Origin of the sequence: Streptomyces sp. ADI96-02 (assembly GCF_003846185.1) — a bacterium.
In the GTDB taxonomy this organism is placed as follows: Bacteria; Actinomycetota; Actinomycetes; order Streptomycetales; family Streptomycetaceae; genus Streptomyces.
Genome location: NZ_ML123034.1, coordinates 1 through 25,106, shown reverse-complemented (window position 1 = coordinate 25,106; position 25,106 = coordinate 1). Strand labels below are relative to the sequence as shown.

Here is a 25,106-nt window from a genome sequence, read left to right as displayed (position 1 = left end):
CGGTTCCGGCCGGGCGGACCCCAGGCTTCCTGACACACGAGTCAGGAAGCCGGGTAAGCTGTCCCCCGTGGCACGCAAAACGGTGGTCCTGCGGCGCGAGGAGATCCTCGACGCGACGGTGGAGCAGATCAAGCAGCGAGGCATCGCGACGACGCGTGTCGCGGACGTGGCGGCAGCGCTCGGCGTGAGCAGCGGCCTGCTCCACTACCACTTCGCGACGAAGGAACTGCTCGTCGAGGAGGCCTTCTCCCACGCGGCACAGCGGGAGATGGAATCCCTGCGGGCCGCCTTGGCCCGCAAGTCGCCCGCAATGACCCGGATGAAGGCGCTGCTGCGCCTGTACGCACCGATGGGTCAGGCCGTGGGCTGGCGGCTGTGGATCGACGGCTGGTCGGCCGGCATGAGGGACACCGGGCTCCACGACGTCATGCGAACCATGGACGAGCAGTGGAAGGCGTCCATCGCCCAGCTGGTCCAAGAGGGAATGGACAGCGGCGAGTTCCGCTGTGCGGACCCGCGCGAGGCGGCGTGGCGGATCACGCTGTTCCTGGACGGCCTCGCCGTGCAGCTCGTCGCCCGGCGCGGCGCCCTGGAGAAGGCGGAGGCCACGCGGTGGGTCCGCGAGCACGTCGCCGCGCTGCTCGGCGTCCAGCCGGCGGACCTGGCGCCGCGCCGCGCCGCCGTGCAGCCGTCCTCCGGGTCCTGAGGCGCGCCGAACGCGCTCTTCCGTCCGCGCGGGCCCGTCCGCGCCGGCGGCACGTCCTGCCCTCCGCCTTCGACGGTGAGGCTCGACCTCTTCCACGTATTGACTGACGAATCAGTCAAAAATTAGGCTGCGGGAGCCGTGCGCCACCGCCCGGCCGGCCGCCGTACCCAGCAGAGGGGGGATCCCATGACCGCCACCCGGCAGACGGAGCAGCGGCTCGGCAGCCGCGGGGGACCGGGGCAGCGCATCGCCATCATCGCGCTGACCTGCGCCACCGCCGTCTGGGGCTGGAGTTACATCACCACGGTCTGGCTGCTCCCCGAGATGGGCACGCCGAGCCTGGTCGCCGTCCGCTTCGTGCTGGCCGGCCTCATCATGGTGGCGATACGGCCCCGCGCGATCCTCTCGCTCGGCCGCCGCCACACGCTCGCCGGACTGGGCCTCGCCTTCTTCCTGGGCTCCGGCACCCTCCTCCAGGTCCAGGGCCAGCACTACATTCCCGCGTCCCAGTCCGGGTTCCTGGTCTCGCTGTTCGTGGTCCTGACCCCGCTGGTGGCTCGCGTCCTGTTCCGGACGAAGGTGACGAAGGGGGTCTGGGCCGGCGTGCTCGTCGCGACCGGCGGTCTGGCCGTGATCTCGTTCAACGGCGTCGCGCTGGGCCTCGGCAGCTGGCTGACGCTGGCCGCCGCCCTCTCGTACTCGATCCAGGTCGCGTTCCTGTCGGAGTACTCCGCGCCCGACAAGGTCTACGGTCTGGCCACCCTGCAGATCCTCGGCACCGGTGTGATCGCCTCCTGCTGGGCCGTGCCCAGCGGCATCGATCTGCCGGACACCCCGGCCGGATGGGGCTGGCTCGCCTACTCCACGCTGATGGCGACGCTCGGCATGTACGCGGTGCAGACCTGGGCGCAGTCCCGCGTCAGCGCCGCCGGAGCGGCGGTCGTGCTGGCCTGCGAACCGCTGTTCGTGGCGGTGTTCAGCCTGCTCGTCGGGGCCTCGCTGACCGGCCGGACGGTCATCGGCGGGATGCTGATCCTGGTGGCGATGTTCCTCGTCGTCTCCGCCGACCGCTCGGTCCCGCCGCCGCTGGCCGACCCGCTCGCACTCCCGGAGCCGCTCACGGCCCCCGCCGGCGAGGACGGCCCGGACGTGCCCGGGCCACGGCACCCGTAAGGGTTGTCCCGGGACGGCCTTCACCCCGTACGGTCACCTCGTTCCGTCTCCTCGTCCCGGCCCGGGACACGACGAAGGCCGGTCCGGCGCGGAGTGTCCCGCGCCGGACCGGCCCGTACAGGTCAGCGCCCCGCCGTCAGCTCGTTCCTGACGATCTGTCCGCCCTTCATGACGAAGCGGACGTCCGTGAACGCCGCCATGTCCCCGGACGTGCCGGGCACGGCGATCAGGTCGGCGTACTTCCCCGGCGCGATGGACCCGATGCGGTCCTCCCAGCCCATGCACTCGGCGCTGGTGAGCGTCGCCGCGCGCAGCGCCTCCATCGGCGACATCCCGTACGCGCACATGGTGACGAGCTGGCGGGCCTGCATACCGTGCGGGAACCCGCCGGCGTCGGTGCCGAACCCGATCTTCACCCCGGCACGCACCGCCTTGGCGAACGCCTCGCGCTGGGCGCCGGTGGCCTCGTCGTTCTTGGCCTGCGACTCCTCGTCGAACCCCGCGCCCTCAGCGTTCTCCACGAGCCAGTCGCTCCACCAGATGTCGGCGGAGAGGTACGTGCCGTGGCGGACCATCAGCTCGATGCCCTCGTCGTCGAGGTAGCAGCCGTGCTCGATGGAGCGCGCACCGGCCCGGACCGCCATCTTGATGCCCTCGGTCCCGTGCGCGTGGACGGCGACGTAGGCACCGTAGTACGACGCCTCCTCCACCGCGGCCCGCATCTGCGCCTCCGTGAGCTCCGGGGCGCCGGGGACGGTGCCTTTGGTCAGGACCGCCCCGGTGCCGATCAGTTTGATCACGTCGGCCCCGCCGTGCAGGATCTCCCGGACCCGTTCGCGCGTGTCGTCGACCCCGCGCACCCGGCCGAACCGGAACTCCTCGGGCAGCCGCACGTCGTGGGCGAGCCCCGTGATCATTCCACCGCCGGTCGAGACCGTGACGTACGCTCCGGCCACCGCCATGCGCGGGCCGAGCACCGTGCCGTTGTCGATCGCGTCCCGCAGGGCCGTGTCGACGAAGGCCCGGTAGCTGCCGACGTCCCGGACCGTGGTGAAGCCGGCCATCAGGGTCGCGCGGGCATGGCCGATCGACTCGAACGCCTGCTGCGCGGCGCTCTGCTTGATCTCCTGCGTGGGGTCGCCGCACGCGGCGACACCGACCAGGTGCGTGTGCAGATCGACCAGACCGGGGCTCAGCGTCGCCTCGCCCAGATCGACGACCTCCACGCCCTCGGGGACCGGCGCCGCGGCGGGCAGCACCGCGCTGATCCGCTCCCCCTCCACCAGCACGGTGCGATCTCTCAGCACCTCACCCGCTTCGACATCGAACAGCCGGGCGCATCGCAGCGCGAGGGTCATCGTTCCTCCTCGACAGATCGGTCGCACGGCCGGACGGTCCCGGCCGTGCGGTGATGCTCCGTTCCCGGGAGCGGCGGCCGAAGACGCCGCACGCTCCCGGGAACCGGGGAGGAAGCCGCCCGGACGCCGACCGTGCCGCGCCCGAACGGCTTCCTCATACCACCGCCACCGGGCGGCCGGCCGTTCACTCCTCCAGTACGGCCATGGCCGCGTTGTGACCCGGGATGCCGCTCACGCCGCCGCCCCGTACCGCGCCCGCCCCGCACAGCAGGACGTTCTTGTGCGCGGTCTCCACGCCCCAGCGGCCCGTGGTCCTGGACTCGTCGACGAACGGGAGGGCCAGCGACCGGTGGAAGATGTTCCCCCGGGGCAGGCGCAGCTCCTGCTCCAGGTCCAGCGGGGTCTTGGCCTCGATGCACGGCCTGCCGTCGCCGTCGACCGCCAGGCAGTCGGCGATCGGCTCGTCCAGGACCGCGTCGAGCTGGGCGAGCGCTCCCTTCAGCAGAGCCTCGCGCTTCGCGTCGTTGTCGCCCTCGAACAGCTTCGCGGGCGTGTGCAGGGCGAACATCGTCAGCGTCTGGTAGCCGCGCTCGACCAGGTCCGGGGAGAGGATGGTCGGGTCGGTGAGGGAGTGGCAGTAGATCTCCGACGGCGGCGCGGACGGCAGCGAGCCCGCCGCGGCCTCGCGGTAGGCCGTCTCCAACTGCCCGTAGCCCTCGGAGATGTGGAAGGTGCCGGAGAACGCCTCGCGCGGGTCGACCGAGGTGTCGCGCAGCCGCGGCAGGCGGCGCAGCAGCATGTTGACCTTGAGCTGGGCCCCTTCGGCCTGTTCGTCGGCCGCCCCGTCGCCGACGAGCTCGGCCAGGGCCTCCGGGGAGGCGTTCACCAGGACCTTGCGGGCCGCGACCGCGGCCTCGCCGGCCTCGGTGCGGTAGGTCACCACCGAGTGCGGGTCGTCCGGCTCGATGCGCAGGACCTCGTGGCCGGTGACGATCTCCGCCCCGGCGGCCCGCGCCGCTCCCGCCAGCGCGTCGGTGAAGGCGCCCATGCCGCCGATCGGCACGTCCCAGTCGCCGGTGCCGCCGCCGATGACGTGGTAGAGGAAGCAGATGTTCTGCGCGAGCGACGTGTCGTGCGCGCTGGTGAACGTTCCGATGAGGGCGTCCGTCAGCACGACGCCGCGCACCAGGTCGTCCCGGAAGCGCTCCTCGATCGACACGCCCAGCGGCTGCTCGAAGAGCATGTTCCAGGCGGCGTCGTCCCCGATCCGGTCACGCAGCGCGGCACGGGTGGGCAGGGGCTCGGTGAGGGTGGGGAAGATGCTGCGGGCGACCTCCCCGGTCGTGCCGTAGAACTTCTCCCACGCCGCGTAGTCGGCGTCGGATCCGGTCAGGGCGCGGAAGGAGGCGCGGGTGCGCTCCCTGCCTCCGCCGACGAACAGCCCGGTGGCCCGGCCGTCGCGGTCCGTGGGCGTGTAGGAGGAGACCGAGCGCTTCCGTACGGCGAAGGTGAGGCCCAGGTCGTCGACGATCTTCGACGGCAGGAGCGAGACGAGGTACGAGTAGCGGGACAGGCGCGCGTCCACGCCCTCGAACGCCCGGGTCGAGACGGCCGCGCCGCCCGTGACGTCGAGACGTTCGAGGACGAGCACCGAGCGCCCGGCGCGAGCGAGATAGGTGGCGGCGACGAGCCCGTTGTGACCACCACCGACGATGACGACGTCGTAGACGTCCCTGGAGACTTCCGCTTGTGCTGGCATGACTCTTGGTAACACGCGCCTTTCGTGGACCGCAAGAGATTCGTCGAATTCTCGCGAGAGTTGGATGAAGTTACTGACTCAAGAGGCAGGATGAGAGATGTTTAGAGAGGCGCGAAGGCGACGCATAACACCAGGTGGACAGCTGTTCAACAGGTCGACCGGTTGGTGTGATAGTGGTTCGCAGAGCAAAGGCGATCGGTAGATATTGATTGACTCGACAGTCAGTAAAACCATGCGCCGCCACCCTGGCCGGCCGCACAGACCCCTTACGGAACGTGGCCGGACCAGGTGCGGCGCGGGCTCACCCCGAGGGCTGCTCGGTGCTCTCCGCCTCCGCCGGGGCACCGGAGGCCAGCGGCACCCCGATGCGCCGCAGCCGGGGCGAGATGGCCGGCACCGCGCCCAGCAGCCGCCGGGTGTACTCGTGCTGCGGCCGGGTCGTGACCTCCTCCGCGCTGCCCCGCTCCACGAGCGTGCCGCGCAGCAGCACGTCGACCTCGTCGCTGATGCGGCGGACGACGTCGAGATCGTGCGTGATGAACAAGTACGACAGCCCGCGCCGCCGTTGCAGGTCCAGCAGCAGGTTCAGGATCTGCGCCTGGACGGACACGTCGAGCGCGGAGGTCGGCTCGTCGCAGATGACGAGCTCGGGATCGGTGGCCAGCGCCCGGGCGATGCAGACGCGCTGCCGCTGGCCGCCGGAGAAGCGGTGCGGGTAGGCGTCGGCATCGACCCCCTCCATGCCCACGGAGTCCAGCAGTTCGCGCACCCGCCGGGCCCCGTCGGCCCGGTACAGCCCGTGGGCGCGCAGCGGCTCCGCGACGACCTCGCCGATCGTCAGCCGGGGATCGATCGACTCGTAGGGGTCCTGGAAGATCGTGCCGACACTGCGGCGGAAGGCGTGCCGCGCCCGGCGGCCCCGGACCGTTTCCCCGCGGAAGCGCACACTGCCGCTGTCCGCCCGCTCCAGGCCGACGATGACGCGCGCCAGGGTGGACTTGCCCGAGCCCGATTCCCCCACGACGCTGACCGTGCGGCCCGCCTCGATGCGCAGGTCCACCGCGTCGAGCGCGGTGTACCGGCCGTAGCGCTTGGTGATGCCCGTGGCCTCCAGCAGCGGCGCGCCCGCCGCGGGTGCGGTCTCCGTCATCGCAGGCCCTCCAGCCGGTGACAGGCGGCGACGTGGTCCTCGGCCAGCCGGCGCGGCTCCGGAAGGTCGGTGCCGCAGCGGACGTCGGCCAGCGGGCAGCGCGTGTGGAACGGGCATCCCGGGGGAGTGCCGCCGACCGGCGGACTGCCCGAGATCGTGGTGAAGGGCTCCTTGGGCCCGGCGTCGCGCCCGCTGCGGAAGCACTGCAGCAGCGCCTCCGTGTACGGGTGGCGGGCCCCCTCGAAGAGGGTCAGCACATCGGTGTGCTCGACCAGCCGGCCGCCGTAGAGGACGGCGACGTGGTCGGCGATCTCCGCCACGACCGACATGTCGTGCGTGATCCACAGGACCGTGAGCCCGTACTCCTGCTGGAGCCGGCTGACCAGACCGACGATCTCGGCCTGGACGGTCACGTCCAGCGCGGTGGTCGGCTCGTCGGCGATCAGGAGCTGAGGATGGAAGGCCAGGGCCATCGCGATGATCACGCGCTGCCGCATCCCGCCGGACAGGGCGTGGGGGTAGAGGCGCGCCACCCGTTCGGGATCCGGGATGCCGACGTCCGCCAGCGCCCGGCGGGCCAGCAGATCGGCCTCGACCCGCCCGACTCCGTCGCGGACCCGGTGGACCTCCGCTATCTGCCGGCCCACCCGCATCACCGGGTTGAGGGCGGCGGACGCGTCCTGGGCCAGATAGGCGGCCGTACGGCCCCGCGCCTCCCGCAGGGCCTTCCCGCCCAGGGAGGTCAGCTCGACGTCCCCGACCCGGACGCAGCCGCCGGTGATCCGGGCGCCCGCCGGGAGGATCCGGCCGGCGGCCAGCGCCAGCGTGGACTTGCCGGATCCGGACTCGCCGACGAGGGCGGTGGTGGTGCCGGCGGGCACCTGGAGCGAGACGTCCCGCAGGGCGGTGAAGTCTCCGTAGGCGACGCTGAGGCCGTCGATCGTGACCTCGCTGCCGAGACTGCGGACGGCGGTTGCCTCCGGGGTGGCGATCATGACGTCTCCGATGCGGCACGGGGGTCGATGGCGGTCCTGACGAGGTCCACCAGCAGGTTGGCCGTCACGACGAGAGTCGCGGCGACGATCACCGTGCCGGTGAGCAGCGGGCGGTCGAGGGCGGCGAACGCCTCGGTCTGCATCTGGCCGATCCCGGGCCAGCCGAAGATCGTCTCGACGAAGACGACGCCGGAGAGGAAGACCGCCACGTCCATGCCGAGGAGGGTCGTCACCGGCGAGGCGGTGTTGCGCAGCACGTGCCGGACGACGATGCGCCGCCGGCTGAGGCCCTTGGCGACCGCGGTGCGCACGTACGCGGAGGACAGGGCCTCACGGGTGCTGTCGCGGACGACGTTGGCGTAGTAGGGGGCTCCCAGGATCCCGAGCGTCAGCGCCGGGAGCACGATCTGCGCCGCCCCGGTGCCGCCGTCGATCGGGAAGATCGGGATCTGGTAGCCGAAGAGCAGGAGCAGGAGGAAGCCCAGGGAGAACACCGGCATCGACAGCAGACCGACGTTGACGGTCGCCAGCAGCCAGCTGCGCCGGGGCCGCAGCGCTTCCCACAGCCCCCACAGACCGCCGAGGACGAGTTCGACGACGAGCGCGGCGGCGGCGAGGACGGCGGTGGCGGGAAGCCGTTCGAGGATCAGCGACAGGACCGGGCGGTCGTTCGTGTAGGAGGTGCCCAGGTCGCCCGTCGCCACCGAACCCAGGTAGTGGCCGAGCTGCGACCAGAGCGGGTCGTCGAGGCGGAGCCGGTCGCGGATCTCCGCCAGGACCTCCGGGCCCGCCTTCGGTCCGGCGATGCTGCGGGCCGGGTCGCCGGGGACGACGTACTGGAGGATGAAGGTGAGCAGGACCACCGCGATGACGGTGAACAGGCCCAGCAGGATGCGTATGCCTATGCGTCGAGCCATGAGCGTCGCTCCGAGAGAGGGTTGCGTCGATTGAGCCCTTCGGCGATCAGAACGAACGTCAGGACGGTCGCGATGACGAGGACCAGGGGGACGAACAGGGTGTGCGGGGCGTAGGTCATGCTGTCGGAGCCGTCGGCGAGCATGTTGCCGAGCTCCGGGGTCGGCGGCTGGATGCCCGCACCGAGGTACGAGAGCCCGGCCCCGACGACCACGACCGCCGCCCCGTTGAGCGCCGCGACGTTCAGCAGGACGGTGGACAGGTGCGGCAGTACGTGGCGGCGCAGCGCGGTGTGGCGGCTCACGCCGTGGGCGAGGGCCGCCTCGACGTACCCGCGGTTGCGCAGCCGGACCGTCTCCCCGTGGACAAGCCGCGCGGTCCACGCCCAGTACAGGGCGGTGACGACGATGATGATGCCGGTGGTGCCTCGGCCCACGATGCTCGCCAGCGCCAGGCCGGACAGCACGGTGGGAATGGACAGGAACACGTCGACCAGGCGCATCAGGCACTGCTCGATCCAGCCCCGGTAGAAACCGGCCACCAGCCCCACCGCGGCGCCCAGGCCGACGGAGGTCAGGTTGGCCACCAGCGCGATGAGGAGAGTGGCCCGCAGCCCGTGGAGCGAGCGCGCGAGCATGTCGCGGCCGATGGCGTCGGTGCCCAGCGGATGGCCGGGCGCTCCGACGCCGCTGGGCAGGCCGTCGGCGGTGAGGCTGTCGGTGTGGATCGTGTACGGGGACCCGGCCAGCGGGGCGAGCAGGGCCAGCAGGCACAGCACACCGAGCAGGACCAGCCCGGCGAGCCACAGCCGGCTGCCCTTCGCCGCGGCGGAGCGGGCCGCGGCCCCACCGCGCCCCGGCGCGTGCGCCCCGGTGGGCGCGGGCTTCTGCGTGCTGATCGGAAGAGCGCTCATCGCTTCACCCACAGCCGGTCGTAGTAGGTGCCCGTCTCACCGCGCATCTGGTAGTTGCGGACCTCCGGCGCACGTGCGGCGAGGAAGTTCATGCTGCCCAGGAAGACGCCGGCCGCGTCACGGACGAGCTCGTCCTCGATCTCGGCGAGGAGCGAGTTGGCGGCCTCGGTGCTTCGGGCCTTGCGCGCGCTGACGGCGAGGGAGTCCACCCGCGCGTTCGCGTAACCGAGGTAGTTGTAGGAGGCGTCCGAGGTGAAGTTGGAGGACACGAGTTCGAGGGCGCTGTTCAGGGTGATGTAGAGGTGCGACCCGTAGAGGTCGCCCTTGCCGTCGGAGGTGGCCAGCTCGAAGGCGGGCTGGCTCATGGCGTTCAGGCTGAGCTCCACGCCCACCGCCTCGAACTGCTGCTGGAGCACCTGCCCGAGGAGCGGCCAGGGGTCCTGGGTGCCGTGCAGGAACTCCAGTTTCAGCTTCTCCACCCCCGCCTCCCGCAGCAGCGCGCGGGCCCGCTCCGGATCGTAGGCGTAGGGCTTCGCCGTACGGCGGAAGCGGTCGAGCCTCTTCGGGAAGGGCGAGCCCCACGGGTCCGAGAGGCCGAACGTGAGCCGCATGAGCTGCTCCCGGTCGACCGCCCAGTTCAGAGCCCGCCGCACGCGCGGATCGCGCAGCTCCCGGCGCCTGTGGTTGAGCGAGAGCCACTGCGTCCCGCGCACCGGGACGGCCTGGACGAACCGCTCGCGCATGGACGCGTCGGCGGTGAACCGGGCGGCCTGGCTGGCCACCAGCCCCTCACCGAGGACGTCGACCCGCCCGCCGCTGAGCTGGAGCGCCTGGAGGGGATAGCCGATGCCCCACCGGTACTCCAGCCGCTCGATGAGCGGGGTGCCGCGCCAGAAGTACTGGTCGAAGGGCTCGAAGACCGCTCGCCGGCCCTTGCTGTCGTAACGGGTGATCCGCATCGGGCCGCTGCCGACCGGCGTGCGGCCGAACTCGGCGCCCAGGCGGCGGACCTCCTCACGGGGAAGGGCGGCCGTGTAGGGCATGCACAGCAGGGCCGGGAAGAGGACGTCCGGCTCGGTGAGCGTGACGCGCAGGGTGTACGGATCCGGAGCGCTCAGCCCGCGGATCCTCTCCGCCTTCTCCTCGTACACCTCCTCCGCTCCCTCGATCCCGAAGAGATAGCTCGACGCCCAGGAGGCGAGGCCCGGGTCCATGAGGCGCGTCCAGGTGTAGACGTAGTCCTCGGCGACCACCGGGCGGCCGTTGTGGAAGCGCACGTTGCGGCGCAGGGGGATGGTGTACACCCTGCCGTCCTTCGACACCTGCGGCGCTCCCTGGGCGGCGTGCGGAGCGGGGCCGTCGAACTGGCCGGCGTACTGGTAGAGCGGGGCGTAGAGCACCGTCGAGATGGCCTCCCAGCTGTGGAGGTCCCAGCCGATCGCCGGATCGTAGGACTGCGCCTCGTTGGACCAGGCGGTGATCACCCTGCCGCCCCGCCTCGCACCGGCCGGCTCGCCCGGTCCCGGAGCCCAGCGCGGCACGTCCGCCGGGGGGCCCGCGGGGGCGGAGGAGGGGGACCGGTCGCCCAGGCAGCCGGTCAGCAGGGAGGCGGCGCCTCCCGCGGCCCCGGCGGCCAGGACCAGCCGTCGGGTCGGTTCGTGATGTGGTCCGGCCATGGGCGTCCTCTCGTGGGGCCGTCCCGGCGCGGGGTGACCGGACGGCAGGACGGAACCTGGTGTCGGGCGCGTGGGGACGGCGTACGGCGACTTGAGGGAGGGGAGTCCCGCGAGCGGCGGCGCGGGCGCCGCGCACAACGGGTGGCGGTGGGGCGACGGAACCGCGCGGGCCATGTGCCCGTAGCGCGCCGGCGGCGTCACCATTGGATGGTCTTCGTTTCCGTGTACTCGTCGAGACCGTGCACGCCGAGTTCGCGGCCGACCCCCGACTGCTTGTAGCCGCCGGTGGGGGCGAGCACGCTGAACCGGCCGGAGTTCACGGTGACCAGCCCGGCCCGGATCCGGCGGGCGAACCGCTCGGCGCGGAGCCGGTCCGTACACCAGACCGCGCCCGCGAGGCCGTAGATCGAGTCGTTGGCGATCCGGGCGGCCTCCTCCTCGTCCCGGTAGCGCAGGAAGCACACCACCGGTCCGAAGATCTCCTCCCGGGCGACCGCCATGTCGTTGGTGACGTCGGCGAAGACCGTGGGGAGGATCCAGTGGCCCGCGCCCAGGCCGTCCGGCGTCCGCTCCGGCGGGGCCTTTCCGCCGGCGACCAGACGGGCTCCCTCGGCCACTCCCTGCTCGATGTGGGCCAGGACGCCGACGTACTGCCGGGCCGTGGCGACGGGGCCGAGATGCTCGCCCGCCAGCGCGGGGTCGCCCAGCTCCCACCGCCCGGCCTCCTCGGCGGCCAGGGCCACCGCCCGGTCGTACACCGCGTCGGGAACGAGCACGCGGGTGCAGGCGGTGCAGGTCTGCCCCGAGTTGTAGAAGGCGTCGGAGAGCGCCAGGCGCACCGCGTCGTCCAGGTCGCGCACCGTCGTGCCGTCCGGTTCGTCGGCGAGGATCACCCGGGCGGACTTGCCGCCGAGCTCCAGACCCACGCGTTTGACGGTTCCGGCCGCGGACATCGCCACGGACCGGCCCGCCTCGGTCGACCCGGTGAACGACACCGCGTCGACCTCGGGGTGGGAGGTGAGCGCCTCGCCCACCACCTTCCCGGGGCCGGTGACCAGGTTGAACACCCCGCCGGGCGCACCGACCGCCGGACAGGCCTCGGCGAAGACCTCGGCGAGCAGGAAGGCGTTCAGCGGGGCGTCGCAGCTCGGCTTGAGGACGACCGCGCAGCCGGCGGCGAGCGCGGCGGCGACCTTGGCCGCGATGAGATAGAGCGGGTAGTTCCACGGGGTGATGGCGGCGACGACGCCCACCGGCTCGCGGACGATCTGGGAGGCGCCGATACGTTCCTCCCACGCGTGGTCGGCGAGGAGGTCGGCATAGGACTGGAAGACCTCGGCGGCCAGCCGCGTCTGGGTGTGGAGGGCGTTGTCGAGCGGGGCGCCCATCTCCGCACTGATCACCGCGGCGAAGTCCGCCTCGCGTTGCGAGATGCCCTCCGCCACGGCGGCGAGCAGCTCCCGGCGGACGCCTGCGTCCGTCGCCGCCCAGACGGGGAAGGCTTCACGGGCGGCGGCCACGGCCTCGCCCGCGTCCCGCGCCGTACCTCTCGGCACGCGTCCCACGGCCTCGCGCCCGGTGGGATCGGCCACTACGGTGTGCGGTGTGTCGTCTCCGCCGACGGGAGGCCGCCACGCACCGCCGATCCAGAAGTGCCGCCGCTCCGTGTCGAGGCGGCTTCTGATGCTGTGGGTGACCGGATGACCCATGGTCGTGCTCCTCAAAGGCGACTGGGTTCGGTGGGCAGCCGCGCGGCGGGCCTGCAAGGACGGCCTGCGCTTGGCTGGTTCCGAACGGTAGGTCGCTACTGATTTGAGAGTCAATAGAGGCGGCCAAATTACTGACTCTCGAATCAGCACTTGAGACGCCGCACGGACGCCGCACGGACGCCGCACGGACGCCGCACCGACGCCGCACCGAGGTCGCACCGGCCGCGGCGGCCACGGGGGCCGATCACGGTCCGCGCAGCGGCGCTCCTCCCGGCCCGCGCCCGCCATCGGTCACGGAACGCCGAAGCCCGACGGGGCCAACTCCCGGTCCGGGGCCGAGGTGCTGCAAGCATGGGGCATCGATGCGCACGCCCCGGAGAAGTACTTCGGGACAGCCACAGCGGCCGGTGTGATGATCGCTGTGAATGCGACGAATGATGCTGTTCGTGACTATCAGGGCCTGCTGGTGAGAATGGAGCAGAACCTGGCAGAGCACGCTTCTCACCTGCACCGTCGGGCGAAGAACACGATGGTGACGGAATCGGACGATCTCCTGATCGCCGACGGCGGTCCGGATGACGACACGTTCAACATCGCCGCCGCCGCTCCTTTCACCACCAGGACCGCACCCTCGCGGGCGGAGGAAGTGCTGGGCGCCCTGGGCGGGACGGGCTTTCGCACGGCGGTCGTCCAGGCGTCCGCGGAAGGGAGGCGACCAACCGGGATCAAGGCGAGTGCCACACCACGCCCCCTATGCCGCTGACTGCCGGCTCCACCGTTCCGCCCCCACTCGGCGGACGGCCCCCGCCACCTTCTCGAACGGTGGTTCACCTGGGCGAAGTCCCTAGCCGATCGACCCGCGCCGACTGCTAGCTTCGAGAGCGAAGTCCCCTTGGCTCCTCTCCATCACCTCGATCCCCGTAAGCGAGGGAGCGCCGCACCATGTTCCGGTCCTGTCGCACACCCCGTCGTACGGCCGCGATCGCGGCGCTCGTCACCGCCGCGACCCTGACGGCCGCCGGCCCGGTCGGCGCGGTCCCGGCCAAGACGCTGAAGGTGTGCACGACCGGTGACTACAAGCCGCTGACCTACCGCGACCCCGCGACCGGGAACTACAGCGGGATCGACGTCGACATGGCGCGCGACCTGGCCGGCCACCTGAAGGAGCGGCTGGTGTTCGTGCCGACGTCGTGGCCGACGCTCATGCGGGATGTCGGCACTCCCGGCACGTGCGACATCGCCATGGGCGGGATCTCCGTCACACCGCAGCGACAGGAGCAGGCCGACTTCACCCAGCCGTATCTCGCGGACGGCAAGACACCCATCACCACCTCCCGGGCCGCCCATCGCTTCCAGACCGTGGAGCAGATCAACGACAAGGGCGTGCGGGTCATCGTCAATCCCGGCGGCACCAATGCCGAGTTCGTCAGGCAGCACCTCCCGAACGCGACCGTCATCACGTGGCCGGACAACACGACGATCTTCGAGCAGATCCTCCAGGGCCGCGCCGATGTCATGATCACCGACGCCATCGAGGCGAAGTACCAGGCGACCCGGCACCCGGGGCTCGTCGCGGTCCACCCCGACAAGCCGTTCACGACGGCGGATATGGCCTACATGCTCCCCAAGAACAGCAGGCTGACCGGTGGTGCGGTCGAGAGGTGGCTCGGGGACGCCCTCACAGACGGCACCTTCCAACGGGCGTACGACCGTTGGATCAGCACCCAGGACGCCCCCCCGAGCCGCGGCGCTGAGCACGAGCTGAGCGCGAGGCCCTGACCCGGCCGGCACCCCCGCCGCCTCGGACGGAGCCTGAGCGCGCGGCGGACCGAGCCGGGCCGTTCGGGAGGGTCAGCCGAACCAGCGGGCGAGAGCGGTCTCCAGCGGGCTGTCATCGGTGTCCGCCCAGGCTACATAGCCGTCGGGCCTGATCAGCAGGGCTCCGGCCCCGTCGACGTCCTCGTCGGTCTTCGCCACCACGTGGTCGACGCGGTCGGACCGGTCACCGGCCGAGCGCCGCCTGCCGTCGAGGGAGAGCAGCAGGCCGCGGCCGGAGTGCATCAGCCGGCTCACCCGCGTCGGGCCCTCGTCGGTGGTCAGGTCCACGTCGATCAGCCGGGGGCCGACGCCGGCGTACCGGACGTCCAGGCCCGACATCATGCCCGAGACGTAGTGGTTGGTGTCCGGCAGTCGCAGCAGGTCCGTCACCAGTTCGCGGACCGCGTCCACCTCCTCGTCCCGGCCCGGATTCATGATCACCGCCTGGGCGCGGGTGTGGCGCAGCACGCGCGCGGCGACGGGGTGCCGCTCCTCGTGGTAGCTGTCCAGCAGACCGGCGGGCGCCCAGCCGTGAATCGTGCCGGCGAGCTTCCAGCCCAGGTTGATCGCGTCCTGGACGCCCAGGTTGACGCCCTGGCCTCCGATCGGCATGTGGATGTGCGCGGCGTCCCCGGCGAAGAAGACCCGGCCCTCGCGGTAACGCTCGACCTGCCGTACGGCGTCGCTGAACCGGGAGGCCGCGCGCAGCTCGCCCAGTTCCGTCCCGGGGCCGTACACGGCGTGCAGCGCCTCGCGGACCTCATCGGCCGAGACGGGCGCCTCGCGGTCCGGTCCGTCCCCGGTCAGCTTGCCGAACAGCAGCCGGTACAGGTCCGGGCCGATGGGGTGCAGGATGGTGAGGAAGCCGTTCGCGGACCGGGGGTACTGGCTGAAGTGCCCGTGACCGGTGGGGACTTCGGCGGACCTGGTGGCGAGGGTGAGATCGGCGGCCACGGCGGACATCCTCCCCGCCCGGCCGGAGAAGGGGACGCCGAGCAGGGTGCGGACCGTGCTGTGCGCGCCGTCGCACGCCACGAGGTGACTGCCGCGGATCGTTCCGGCGGCACCGTCGTCCGCGGTCCACTCGACCGAGACGCCGTCCTCGTCCTGCGCGACCGATGTCACTTGGCGGCCGCGGAGCACGGGCACGCCCCGCTCGGCGAGGAGCTGTTCGAGGCGCTCCTCCAGCCGGGCCTGCGGCAGCCTGACCGGATACGGGTGCCGGGTGCGCCAGGACCGGCAGTCCAGCTCGACCGGCAGGGTGGCGAAGTGACCGCCGGTCTCCTCCCGCACCGGCGCGTCGACGAGCAGCGGGTCCAGCAGTCCTCGCAGGTCGAGCACTTCGGCGGTACGCGGCTGGAGTCCGCCCGCCCGGGACTGGACGCTGCGCGTCCGCTGCCTCTCCAGGACCACGGCCGGTACTCCGGCCAGAGTCAGCTCGTGCGCCAGCATCAGTCCGGTCGGGCCGGCTCCCACCACGATGATCTCGGTCCGCATGACGACCTCCTGGGTATATCGAGTGCAAATCTGCACTCAGTCTACCTCAAGGTAGACTGAGTGCATGAACCAGCGCATGGGCCTGCGGGAACGCAAGAAGGAACGCACCCGGGAGACGATCTCCGAGACGGCGATCCGTCTCTTCCTCGACAGGGGCTTCGACCAGGTCTCGATCACCGAGATCGCGGAGGCGGCGGAGATCTCCCGGCGGACCCTCTTCGCGTACTTCCCGACGAAGGAGGACCTCGTACTGCACCGGATCGCCGACCACGAGAGCGAGGGAGCCAGGACCGTGCGCGCCCGGCCCGCAGGTCAGCCGCCGCTGGACGCTCTGCGGGAGGCGACACTGCGCGCGCTCGCGGAGCGCGATCCGAACACCGGGCTGAACGACGACCCCGAGGTCGTGGCGTTCCTCCGGATGGTCAGCGACACCGAAAGCCTGACGGCGAGACTGACCCGGTACGGCGTGCGCGGGGTCGACGCGCTCGCGGAGGCGCTCGGGCAGGCGGGTGCGGATCCGCTCACCGCCCGCCTGGCCGCCGCACAGGTGGTCGTCGTGCAACGGGAGCTCGCCCTCATGAACAACGCCTGCCTGGCGGACGGCGAGTCCGCGGACGACCGGTACCCGGAGGCCGTCCGGGCAGCGCATCGGGCGTTCGACCTCCTGCGGGACGGCCTGGGCGCGCACAGCTGAAGCGATGCGGAGCGGCGGTGCGCGGCGGCGGCGCCCACGGGTAGACGGTCGGGAAGCGCGGTTCGGCAGTAGTCGCAGTGGTTGTCGCCCGATCCGATCATCGCCGTACACGTCCGCGCTGCCCGGGGCACAGATGCTCAGCCACGCCCGAACCCCTCGAAGGTGGCCCGGGCGACAGGGCCCGGGCCGCCTTCTGCCCCGCTACGGCCGAAGGGAAGGCGGAATCAGGCCGATTGCCGCCGCAGGACGCCCAGGACATCGGTGCCGCCGCTCAGCCGCTCGTGCAACCGCCCACCACTCAGACCTGTGAAGTGAACTCCCAGTGCCCCTGGGCCACCCTGTACACCACGAACCCGTTGTCCAGCCGGATCCTCCTGGCCTCGTCGTGGGCGGTCACCTCGGCCTTGTCTGCGACGGGCACGTGGACCTCCGCCGTGGAGCCGACCGGGACCTTCACCCGTAGCCGGAGCCTGCCCCCGTCAGCGTTCCAGGCCACCGACACATCGCCGCGAACCGTACGCAGCGACGTACGGACCCAGCTGACCCCGACCCGGGCGTCGGGCTTCACCGTGAAGGTCCGGTATCCGTCGCTTCCCGGGCGCAGCCCGGCCACGTTCTCGTAGAGCCACTGGACGACGGTGCCCTTGAAGTAGTGGTTGTGCGAGCGGTTCTGCGGCACCCGCCAGTACTCCCACATGGTGTCGGCCCCGTTCTCGAACCAGTGGCCCCAGCTGGGGTAGGCGCGCTGAGTTGCGACCTTGTGCGCGAGATCGGCGTGGCCGTGGGCGGTGAGCTGGGGGAGCAGGACGCTGGTGCCGAGGACGCCGGTGTTCAGGGTGTTCGGCGAGCGCGTGGTCGGATCCCCCTGCGGCGGTGGGGTGGTGATGTTCTGGACGAGTGAGGCGACGACTCCGGGAACGGCCGCGCTCGGCACCAGACCGAACGCCAGAGGGATGACATTGCTGGTCTGCCGGTAGTTCCTGTCGCGACCGGTCCGGTAGAAGCCGGCCGAGCCCAGGAAGGTCCGGTTGAGTTCCGTCCTGATCTCCTCGGCCGCCGCGCGCAGGCGCTCCCCCTCGGCCGTCTCGCCGACCACGCCGGACAGGTCGGCGACGGCCAGCAGCGAGCGGTGCAGGTAGGCGCTGGCCGTAAGCGTCGCGTCCTCGGGGGGTTCGATGTGACCGGGCGAAAGGTAGTCACCGATCACCGAGCTGACCAGCCCGTTCTTCCTGCGCCCCAGTTCCCAGTCCAGGTACCGGACGACCGGGTCCCAGTGCTCGGCCACCAGGCGTTCGTCACCGTACGTCTGATGCATCTGCTGCAGCAGCAGCGGGTAGACCGTGGTCCATTCAGGGGCCGGGTTGTACTCGTTGTAGCCCCACCCCGGGCTCGGCACGATGCTGGGGATGCGGCCGGAGGGCTCCTGGCTGTCCTTGATGTCGTTCAGCCACTTGGTGAAGAACCGGTCCAGTCCGAAAGCGTACAGCATCGAGGGGATGGCGACGTTCGCGTCCCCCGTCCAGCCGTTCTTCTCGTACTTCGGGGTGTCGGTCGGAATGCCGTGCAGGTTGTTGGCGAGCGTGCGCCGCATGGCCTTGTCCAACTGCTCGTAGAGTTCTTCCGAGCAGGCGAAGTCACTGGCCTCGTCGACAGCGCTGTGCACCAGGCGCCCCACCACCTGTCCCGGCTTCGGCGCCTCGGAAAGCCCTGAGACCTCCACATAGCGGAAGCCCTTGTAGCTGAACCTGGGCTCCCATACCTCCGGCTGTCCGGTACCGGCGCAGACGTACTCGTCCCTCTGGAAGCGTCCCGGTGTGAAGCCGCTCTCGTCGATGACTCTGCCCCGGTCGTCCAGCTTCTCGCTGTGGACGAGCGCCACCTCGGTGCCGGCCGCGGCGGTCACCGTGAGCCGGCACCAGCCTGCCATGGTGCGGCCCATGTCCACCAGGTAGACACCGTCACCCACGTCCGTCACCCCGGTGGGCTGCACCGTCTCCACGATCTCGATCGGCTCCAGTGCCTGCGGGCGCAGAGTCCCCTTGGGGGACTCCTGCCGCGGGGCGGGCCACCAGTCCCGGTCGTCGAACCCGGGTCGGGTCCAGCCGGCGGGTGCCGATCGGGCGTCGTAGGTCTCGCCCGCGTACAGGGAGTTGGACCGGGTGGGACCGGCCGTCAACCGCCACGAGTCGTCGGTGGCGACGGTCGTCGTCGTGCCGTCGGTGTGACGGATCTCCAGTTGGGCGAGCAGACGGGGCTCTCCGTGCCAGGGCGCGTTGCCCCAACCCCATGCGTTGGGCGTCCTGATCCCGTAGAACCCGCGGCCCAGGGTCACACCGATCGCGTTCTCTCCGCGTTCGACGGCGTCCGTGACGTCATGGACGGCGTACAGCACCGTCTCCGCGTAGTTGGTGATCGCCGGATCGAGGACTTGCCGGCCGACGCGCCTGCCGTTGATCTCCGCTTCGTAATAGGCGACACCGCTGATGTAGAGGCGGGCCTGAGCCACACGCTTGGCCACCGTGAAGTCACGCCGCAACAGCGGCGCGGGCCCCTCCTGGGTCGGAGGGAAACCCGCCCCGCGTCCCCACGGGCCGTCTCCGTAGACGGCGAGGGCGTTGGCCCCGTCCCAGGCGCTGTCGTCGAACTCCGTTCGCGTCCAGCCCTCCTCCTCGCGCGAGGAGACCCGCCACCTCGCGTCCGAGACGAATGCGGAGACCTGCGAACCCGAACCGTCCTCGACGACCAGGCGGACCAGAAGACCGGCGGGATTGTTCCCCCGGTTCGTGGCGACGGCCGCGAACCGGAAGCTGCCGCCCGCCCGCAACTGCTGAGAGACGTCGACGACCTGCCCCTCACGCCAACCGTCCGCGCGCTCAGGCGCGTGGAGCAGCCGTTCACCGTTCATGTACAGGGTGAAGTCGTCGTCAGCGGTCGCCATCAGCGTGGCCTTGGCGACTCGGGCGCCGGCGGGCAGCGTGAACGCGCCACGGAACCAGCGCGGGCCCGGAGGGGCGGCGTTCGCCGTCGCATCGGCCGACCAGATCCAGGACGCGCCGTCGAACTTCGGCACCGGAACCGTGAAGCCGATCCAGTGGCCCTTCCAGCCGTCGTCCGGCAGGGTCGTCTCCCACCAGCGCACGGGACTCCACGACGAAGGACGGCCCCGCTCGTCCCAGACTTGGACCTGCCAGTAGTACCGGGTACGCGGCTGAAGCTCCGGGCCGTCGTAGGCGACGTGGATACTGCGGTCCGAGGCGACCCGGCCGGAGTCCCACGCCAGTCGGCGACCCTTGCGGAGATCGGAGGCGGAGCGGGCCGTACGGATCCGGTAGGCGGTCTGCGCCGCTCCACGCCGCCCGTCGGCCGACAGCTCCCAGGAAAGCCGAGGCTTGTCGACCTCGGTTCCCAGCAGGTTCTCGGCGTACTCGACGCGGGTGCGTTCAACGCGTAGTTCGCCTCGGTGGCCGCCCGGATCCCGACCGTGGTCGAGTGCGGCTGCCGGCGCGGCGCCGAGCGTCGCCTGGCCCACGGCAGTGGCGGCGGCGGTGATCGCTGTGGTGCGGAGAAGCTCTCTTCGGTTCCAGTCTTCGATCATCGTGTTCCTTCGAGGCAGCGGAGAGCACGGAGTGGCCGTGAGGCACGGAATGGGCAGGGGGGAACGCCTCGACCGGGATTTTGAATCGTTTCATGTCGAGGTGTGACGCTGATGGTAGGCCGCCCGTGTGACAGACATCAACAGCTGTGCGCGTTCATCTGGACTGCCGAAGACCGCACTTTCACCGCGCCGTCGGGCGGACGGGAGCGGGTTGGGCGGTGCGGCGAAGGAGGCTGGGACCGCATTCCTCGGCTGGAGCCTCGGTGAGCCGCCGACGCCTGACCGAACTGCTCTCCTCGGCTTCCCTGGCTTGCCCGGCTTTTGGCGCAGCCGAGCACGGGGTACGCCGTCTCCTACGGCGTCGGCTGTCCAAGGGGAGGGCTGAGAGGGTCTTCGCGGAAACGGTCGGGTCACAGAAGCGGTGGACAAGTACCGGCCAGTCCGGCTGGGAACGCCGGAGCGCGAGCCCTTCGGTCCTTCGGCGACGGTGTTCCGAGAGCCCGCACGACCGGGGAGCCGATCCCGACCGGCCGACGCGCGCTCACCGGCATTCGGGCTGCCGTCAGAGGACTGCCGACTGCGGCCCGCCGGGTGAAGCGTCCTTGCTAAGAGTCGGCTTTCAGCCCAGTCGTCGGTTCCGGTCCGGAATTGGCGTCCTTCGTGGCTGGCTCTGGTAGCAGGACATCGTCGTCCGGAGCCTGCCATACGCCCGCCGTGCCCGGCCGGCTCGATGAACAGGCTGAGCGGCCCTTCCCGGGGTGGCGGGTGATCCTGAGTCAGATCCTCGCGGAACTGCGCCCCTGCCCGCCGGAAGGCGAGAGGAGGACCTGCTGAAGGGCAAGGCCATGAGGTTCGGGCTCAGGGTGGCGGCCCTGCCGCCACGCACACTGTGCGCCTGCGCGGCAGGTGCTGGTGGGGGACGGGAGTGCAGTGGGAACAGCCGCGGTCGGCGGTCACCTTGCTCGTGTTCGGGGTGGCGGGCGAATCGCAACCTGCGGGCCAGGTCCGTCAGCCGTCGGCTGGGTGAGTGGACACCGCCGACGGTGAGCACGAGCCTGTACCGCTGACGAAGCGATGGCCGGTTCGGCGCGGGCCTCCGCTGGACCGGCCATGGCGTTCCCGCTTGTCCGCCAGCCGGTCAATGCCCCCACCATCGGGCACCTGTGCGGCAGGAGCCGTTCTGCCAGCTGGAAGCCAGGGGATAACGCTTCCCGGCCAGCCCTGACAGACCGGATGGGATCGATGGCGGGATAACACTGATGACAGGCTTCCCGACGGACTTGCCGCTCATGGCGTGCTCGCTGGCCGCCTTTGCCATGTGCTCCGGTGTGACCGGCAGTTCATCGGACGCTCCCTCGAAACCGTGTCCCGCCAAGCCCATTCTCGCCGAGTACACCCGCGGCGCAGGCCCGCCACCTGCCGACGAGGCTGATCAAGGGCGCGCCCTGTGGACCGTGCGATACGACGGCCTACATCCAGGGGCCAACGACCCAAGGGCGGCTGGTTCGGAAGCCATCCGAACGGTGAAGAACGCGAAGCGTTCGTGGAACGGTCACGGCGACCGTTCCACGAACAGGAACAAAGGCCGTTGAAGCCTCAGCGCCTGACCCGCTCGCGGCCCTGCGTCTGTTGTACGGCGTAACGCCTTGGTGCCCACAGTGGCCACATAGGAACAGATGGGCGCGCGACGGGGCACCCCGGTTGGTCGCCCGGACCACCCTCCGACCTTCGCGGCGCACTTCGTCGCACGGCTGGCGCAGACGGGACGGCGGCCACCTCACGTACGAGCCGCACTCATTGATCGCGGGAGAGATCTCATCTTCACGCCTGCAACCGGACGACACTGGGCGACACCCGCCCAGTGGCACAGGTAGCCGACCGGAACTTCGAACCGGGCCACCAAGCCCCCGGCACGCGGATCGTCTGCGGAAGGATGGCCGACGTACCGCAACCGTGGTCCCGCTACGAGGTGCCGACCGGGGTACGCGGAGGGGTAGTCAGGCCCCTTGCTGTACCGGACCGATGACGGTGCCGGCGGCGACCCGCAGCTTGCCCTGAGCGAAGGAGGTGCCGGGGATCTCTCCGGCCGGGGCCTGGAGCGTGAAGGACGCCTCGTCCACGGAGACCTGGCGGGCGTCGTTGGGGACCTGGATGTCGAAGTGCACCGGGCTGCCCGGGCCGAAGGTCACGGCGGTGCGCTGGTCGCCGTAGTGGCCGGCGGTGATCTGCGTCTGCGAGCCGCGATCGGAGAACCGTACGTCGGTCGGCGAACCGGCCAACTCGCAGGGGTCGTACCCGCGCGGCGCGGTCAGGGTCACGCGGTAGTGGTGGTGCCCCGCACTTGCGGGCGCCTGGGTGATCTTCGCGGTGTGATTGGCCGGACGGCATGCGGACGGAGCGGCGGCGCTTTCCGCCACCGGGGTAGCCTGCGCAACTGCGGGGGCCGCGCCGACCAGCAGCATGGCGGCGAGGGCAATGGCGGTCTTGCGGTTGGTACGCATGAACACTCCCTGACTTGCTCGATGGCCCGCGCGTGTTCTCCGCAGGAACCATGGTCGGTATAACCGTGCCCCCTCGCGCGCTCGGGGAATGTCCCAGAATCGTCACGGCCCCGAGAGCCATGGACACACCGACGCACAGCGGAACTGGGCGGGCGCGGCCCGGAACGCCCGGGCGTCGCGGGGCCGGAGACGGAGGGGCATCTGCCGGAAGTTGCACGGTCGATGAACCAGCCCGTTCAGGCAGCGCTGCCCCGGGGCCGGGAACTCGCTTCTGCAGTCCGGGTGGGCTGGGTGTAGCGGATCTGGGGCGAGGTCGCCGCACGGGCGATGCGGTCGGTCTTACGGGCTCGGCGAGAGTGCACCCTGTGCCAACTCCAAGAGCTTCGTGAGCGGTGTTCGGACGCGACCTCAGCCACCCTCAGACGGGCGACGGGAGGCTTGCCGGCCAGGAGCCCGCGTGGTTCTCCGGCAGGGGAGGGGCCCTATCGTCCCGTGTCCGACTCCCAAGCTGAATAGCCCACTTGATCTCGGCCTCGACAGTGAGTGGCTTCCCGCGACCCTTGTCGGCGTGGATCAGGCATCCAGGCGTGCTGTTGCGTTCGAAGTCATCCCAGGGCTTGTCCACGGACTCCTGCCCGGACGACCCACAGGGGCGGATCGGCGACTTCACCCGCGCGTACCTCGATGAGATGGAGTGCTGGGCTGGGAATGCCGACCCTTCCACGCTTCAACGAGGGACGGTGCTTCAACGAGGGACGGTCGAAGTGGAGATCGCCGCGCCATCGATACGATGCTCAGTCGACTCCCGCGTCGGCCCGGCTGTTACAAGACAATGACGAGGCCCTGATGCACGCACTTCTCCGCTCTGTCGTCATTCCTAGTGCTGTGACCGCGAAGGTTCACCGGGTCCCGGCGGTCAGGGTGAGCTCCGAGTTGGGATGGTCTGGTCAGCGGTGGAGGGAGCCTGTCGTGCCCCCGCTCTGCGACGATTGCTGAGTGAGCAAGCAAGAGTGGGACACATTGACCAAGTCTGAAGAAGCCTTCATGGTCAATTCCTATGAGATCGACATCCTGCCTGGTGTCTGGGGCGATCTCGACGAAGCCGACCAGTCTCGACCGGTCAACGAGCTGGCGCGAATCTTGCTCGATCTCATCGATCGCGGGTGGATCGAGGTCCGCCGATTCGCGCCGTGGACCTCCCCCGCCGGGGAGAACGGCTTCCAGCCCGGCGAGCTGGTGCCTCGTGATCAGCTTCCGGCGATTCTCGAAGACTCGGCCAACTGGGAGTATCCCGAAGATGGGAACTGGATTGGCGCGTTGACCCTTGTCGAGACCGACGCGGGAAAGAAGATCACTCGTCTTTCTCCCGAGGAGATGGCCGAGTAGGCCGTCATGGCGGGAAGCCTCAGGCCGCGGCCAACGATCGGCCGCCCCAGCGGAGGCCCTTCTCGCTGCGGATGCGGGCTCGTTCGCGGCGTTGGGCGGCCAGGAGGTCGGGGTGGCGGGCGTTGGCATTGCGCCAGCGCAGATGGCCGTGCAGCTCGCGGGTCTGAACGGTGTGGTTGGGGTGGTTCGAGTTGGCCAGGGTGAACTGCCGCAGCGGCCCGAAGTGCGCCTCGATCGGATTGGCCCAGGAGGCGTTCGTCGGGGTGAAGCACAGCTCGACTTTGTTCTTCCACGCCCACCGGCGGATCTTGGCGCCCTTGTGGGCGGAGAGGTTGTCCATGATCACGTAGATCGGGGCGCCGTCGGGGCGAGCGGCGCGGATTGACCTGAGCGCGGCCAGGCTGTTGGTGGTGCCCTTGCGGTGGCGGTTGACACCCCAGAGGGTGTCGTCGCCGATGGAGTAACAACCGTGGAAGTAGGTCACGCCGTGGGTGCGGTGGTAGGTCGCCGGGACCCGGTCGGGCCGATCCTGCTCGGCCCAGCAGGATCCGCCGGTCGGGCGTATGCCGAGCGGCCCGAACTCGTCGAATGCGAAGACGCGGTCAGGGAAATGGTCCATGACGTGCTCGATCCGGTCCAGCTTGGCATCGCGGTCAGGATCGGTGGAGTCCTTCCAGGTCTTGGTGCGCTGGAAGGTGACGCCGCGACGGGCGAGCAGGCACCGTAACGCCTCGCGGCCTATCCGGATCACACGGCCGTGTACGTGGCGCAGGTAGGCGGAGAGTTTGCGGATGGACCAGCGAGTGAAGGGCTGGCCGAGCTTGGTCGGGCGGGTGGTGGCCGTCTGGATGACGAAGCCCTCGTCGTCAGGACTGAGCAGGCGGGGACGACCTCCCGCCCACTGAGGGTCCAGGCAGGCCAGGCCGATCTCGTTGAACCGGTGGATCACATCGCGGACGGTGTCCTCGTCGGCCTGGACCAGCTTCGCGATCACCGGGGCCCGGTTCCCGCCGGCCGAGGCCAACAGCATCATCGCGCGCCGGAACCGCACCGAACTGGTGCTGCCCCGACGCACGATCTGCTGCAGCTTCTGCCCCTCCTGGTCGGTTAACCTGCGCACACGGACAGGCTCGGCCATCGCGCCTCCAGCGGTCCGATTGGACGTCACCGCACACATCCAACCGCCGCGGCCACGAGCCGGGCGAACCTTCCAGGTCGGAGGGCTACTTCTCGCGCAGATTCTCGACTTCGGCGGCCAGCA

At 70.7% G+C, this 25,106-nt stretch carries 18 protein-coding genes; 6 read left to right on the top strand and 12 right to left on the bottom strand.

Annotated elements, in window-relative coordinates; all coding sequences use genetic code 11:
* Nucleotides 1-67 precede the first annotated feature (67 nt).
* Nucleotides 68-706 carry a TetR/AcrR family transcriptional regulator gene (locus EES43_RS00090; RefSeq protein ID WP_241192297.1) on the top strand — a complete coding sequence of 213 codons (639 nt, stop codon included), beginning with the start codon at nt 68-70 and terminating at the stop codon, nt 704-706.
* 186 nt (nt 707-892) lie between these two features.
* Nucleotides 893-1,879 (top strand): DMT family transporter, encoded by a 987-nt coding sequence (locus tag EES43_RS00085; protein WP_124266712.1) that lies wholly within the window; start codon nt 893-895, stop codon nt 1,877-1,879.
* Nucleotides 1,880-2,001: 122 nt separating this feature from the next.
* On the opposite strand, the gene EES43_RS00080 is transcribed toward EES43_RS00085, so the two are convergent.
* From EES43_RS00080 to EES43_RS00045, 8 genes are all read right to left on the bottom strand, one after another.
* Entirely contained in the window at nt 2,002-3,237 is a 1,236-nt protein-coding gene (locus EES43_RS00080; protein ID WP_124266711.1) for a metal-dependent hydrolase family protein, read from the bottom strand.
* Between the two features lie 184 nt (nt 3,238-3,421).
* The gene (locus EES43_RS00075; RefSeq protein WP_124266710.1) at nt 3,422-4,996 is read right to left on the bottom strand and encodes a phytoene desaturase family protein; all 1,575 of its coding nucleotides are present in this window, start codon (nt 4,994-4,996) and stop codon (nt 3,422-3,424) included.
* 301 nt (nt 4,997-5,297) lie between these two features.
* A complete protein-coding gene (locus EES43_RS00070) occupies nt 5,298-6,146 on the bottom strand; it encodes an ABC transporter ATP-binding protein (protein WP_124266709.1) in 849 nt (282 codons plus the stop codon).
* Nucleotides 6,143-7,141: an ABC transporter ATP-binding protein gene (locus tag EES43_RS00065; protein ID WP_124266708.1), complete on the bottom strand. Its 999-nt coding sequence runs from the start codon at nt 7,139-7,141 to the stop codon at nt 6,143-6,145. Before EES43_RS00065 ends, EES43_RS00070 begins: the two co-directional genes overlap by 4 nt.
* Complete coding sequence (locus tag EES43_RS00060) at nt 7,138-8,058, bottom strand: ABC transporter permease (protein ID WP_241192296.1); 921 nt, start codon at nt 8,056-8,058, stop codon at nt 7,138-7,140. The genes EES43_RS00065 and EES43_RS00060 overlap by 4 nt, the downstream gene beginning before the upstream one ends.
* Nucleotides 8,043-8,969: an ABC transporter permease gene (locus EES43_RS00055; RefSeq protein WP_124266707.1), complete on the bottom strand. Its 927-nt coding sequence runs from the start codon at nt 8,967-8,969 to the stop codon at nt 8,043-8,045. Before EES43_RS00055 ends, EES43_RS00060 begins: the two co-directional genes overlap by 16 nt.
* A complete protein-coding gene (locus tag EES43_RS00050) occupies nt 8,966-10,645 on the bottom strand; it encodes an ABC transporter substrate-binding protein (protein ID WP_164493078.1) in 1,680 nt (559 codons plus the stop codon). The genes EES43_RS00055 and EES43_RS00050 overlap by 4 nt, the downstream gene beginning before the upstream one ends.
* Before the next feature lie 197 nt (nt 10,646-10,842).
* Nucleotides 10,843-12,354 (bottom strand): aldehyde dehydrogenase family protein, encoded by a 1,512-nt coding sequence (locus tag EES43_RS00045; protein WP_124266705.1) that lies wholly within the window; start codon nt 12,352-12,354, stop codon nt 10,843-10,845.
* A gap of 340 nt (nt 12,355-12,694) precedes the next feature.
* Between EES43_RS00045 and EES43_RS31805 the strand changes: the two genes are divergently transcribed.
* Together EES43_RS31805 and EES43_RS00035 are read left to right on the top strand one after the other, a co-directional pair.
* The gene (locus EES43_RS31805; protein WP_206429968.1) at nt 12,695-13,117 is read left to right on the top strand and encodes a P-loop NTPase family protein; all 423 of its coding nucleotides are present in this window, start codon (nt 12,695-12,697) and stop codon (nt 13,115-13,117) included.
* Between the two features lie 179 nt (nt 13,118-13,296).
* Nucleotides 13,297-14,133: a transporter substrate-binding domain-containing protein gene (locus EES43_RS00035; RefSeq protein ID WP_124266704.1), complete on the top strand. Its 837-nt coding sequence runs from the start codon at nt 13,297-13,299 to the stop codon at nt 14,131-14,133.
* A 72-nt stretch (nt 14,134-14,205) separates the two neighbouring features.
* Here the strand turns inward: EES43_RS00035 and EES43_RS00030 are convergent, their stop codons facing one another.
* Nucleotides 14,206-15,669, bottom strand: a complete 1,464-nt coding sequence (locus EES43_RS00030; RefSeq protein ID WP_124266703.1) for an FAD-dependent monooxygenase — start codon at nt 15,667-15,669, stop codon at nt 14,206-14,208.
* A gap of 64 nt (nt 15,670-15,733) precedes the next feature.
* On the opposite strand from EES43_RS00030, the gene EES43_RS00025 reads away from it, so the two are divergent.
* Nucleotides 15,734-16,363: a TetR family transcriptional regulator gene (locus EES43_RS00025; RefSeq protein WP_124266702.1), complete on the top strand. Its 630-nt coding sequence runs from the start codon at nt 15,734-15,736 to the stop codon at nt 16,361-16,363.
* 298 nt (nt 16,364-16,661) lie between these two features.
* Here EES43_RS00025 and EES43_RS00020 read toward each other — a convergent pair whose 3' ends face one another.
* A complete protein-coding gene (locus tag EES43_RS00020; RefSeq protein WP_124266701.1) occupies nt 16,662-19,958 on the bottom strand; it encodes a family 78 glycoside hydrolase catalytic domain in 3,297 nt (1,098 codons plus the stop codon).
* Between the two features lie 1,997 nt (nt 19,959-21,955).
* Nucleotides 21,956-22,459 (bottom strand): DUF4232 domain-containing protein, encoded by a 504-nt coding sequence (locus EES43_RS00015; RefSeq protein ID WP_124266700.1) that lies wholly within the window; start codon nt 22,457-22,459, stop codon nt 21,956-21,958.
* Nucleotides 22,460-23,455: 996 nt separating this feature from the next.
* Between EES43_RS00015 and EES43_RS00010 the strand changes: the two genes are divergently transcribed.
* Nucleotides 23,456-23,845 (top strand): hypothetical protein, encoded by a 390-nt coding sequence (locus EES43_RS00010; RefSeq protein ID WP_124266699.1) that lies wholly within the window; start codon nt 23,456-23,458, stop codon nt 23,843-23,845.
* A gap of 19 nt (nt 23,846-23,864) precedes the next feature.
* Here EES43_RS00010 and EES43_RS00005 read toward each other — a convergent pair whose 3' ends face one another.
* The gene (locus EES43_RS00005; protein WP_124266698.1) at nt 23,865-24,983 is read right to left on the bottom strand and encodes an IS630 family transposase; all 1,119 of its coding nucleotides are present in this window, start codon (nt 24,981-24,983) and stop codon (nt 23,865-23,867) included.
* Nucleotides 24,984-25,106 lie beyond the last annotated feature (123 nt).

Coding starts and splice junctions, on each gene's coding strand:
- EES43_RS00085 (WP_124266712.1), top strand. CDS start 893: ATGACCGCCACCCGGCAGACGGAGCAGCGGCTCGGCAGCCGCGGGGGA.
- EES43_RS00045 (WP_124266705.1), bottom strand. CDS start 12,354: ATGGGTCATCCGGTCACCCACAGCATCAGAAGCCGCCTCGACACGGAG.
- EES43_RS00035 (WP_124266704.1), top strand. CDS start 13,297: ATGTTCCGGTCCTGTCGCACACCCCGTCGTACGGCCGCGATCGCGGCG.
- EES43_RS00075 (WP_124266710.1), bottom strand. CDS start 4,996: ATGCCAGCACAAGCGGAAGTCTCCAGGGACGTCTACGACGTCGTCATC.
- EES43_RS00050 (WP_164493078.1), bottom strand. CDS start 10,645: ATGGCCGGACCACATCACGAACCGACCCGACGGCTGGTCCTGGCCGCC.
- EES43_RS00020 (WP_124266701.1), bottom strand. CDS start 19,958: ATGATCGAAGACTGGAACCGAAGAGAGCTTCTCCGCACCACAGCGATC.
- EES43_RS00080 (WP_124266711.1), bottom strand. CDS start 3,237: ATGACCCTCGCGCTGCGATGCGCCCGGCTGTTCGATGTCGAAGCGGGT.
- EES43_RS00005 (WP_124266698.1), bottom strand. CDS start 24,983: ATGGCCGAGCCTGTCCGTGTGCGCAGGTTAACCGACCAGGAGGGGCAG.
- EES43_RS00070 (WP_124266709.1), bottom strand. CDS start 6,146: ATGACGGAGACCGCACCCGCGGCGGGCGCGCCGCTGCTGGAGGCCACG.
- EES43_RS00030 (WP_124266703.1), bottom strand. CDS start 15,669: ATGCGGACCGAGATCATCGTGGTGGGAGCCGGCCCGACCGGACTGATG.
- EES43_RS00055 (WP_124266707.1), bottom strand. CDS start 8,969: ATGAGCGCTCTTCCGATCAGCACGCAGAAGCCCGCGCCCACCGGGGCG.
- EES43_RS00060 (WP_241192296.1), bottom strand. CDS start 8,058: ATGGCTCGACGCATAGGCATACGCATCCTGCTGGGCCTGTTCACCGTC.
- EES43_RS00025 (WP_124266702.1), top strand. CDS start 15,734: ATGAACCAGCGCATGGGCCTGCGGGAACGCAAGAAGGAACGCACCCGG.
- EES43_RS00015 (WP_124266700.1), bottom strand. CDS start 22,459: ATGCGTACCAACCGCAAGACCGCCATTGCCCTCGCCGCCATGCTGCTG.
- EES43_RS00065 (WP_124266708.1), bottom strand. CDS start 7,141: ATGATCGCCACCCCGGAGGCAACCGCCGTCCGCAGTCTCGGCAGCGAG.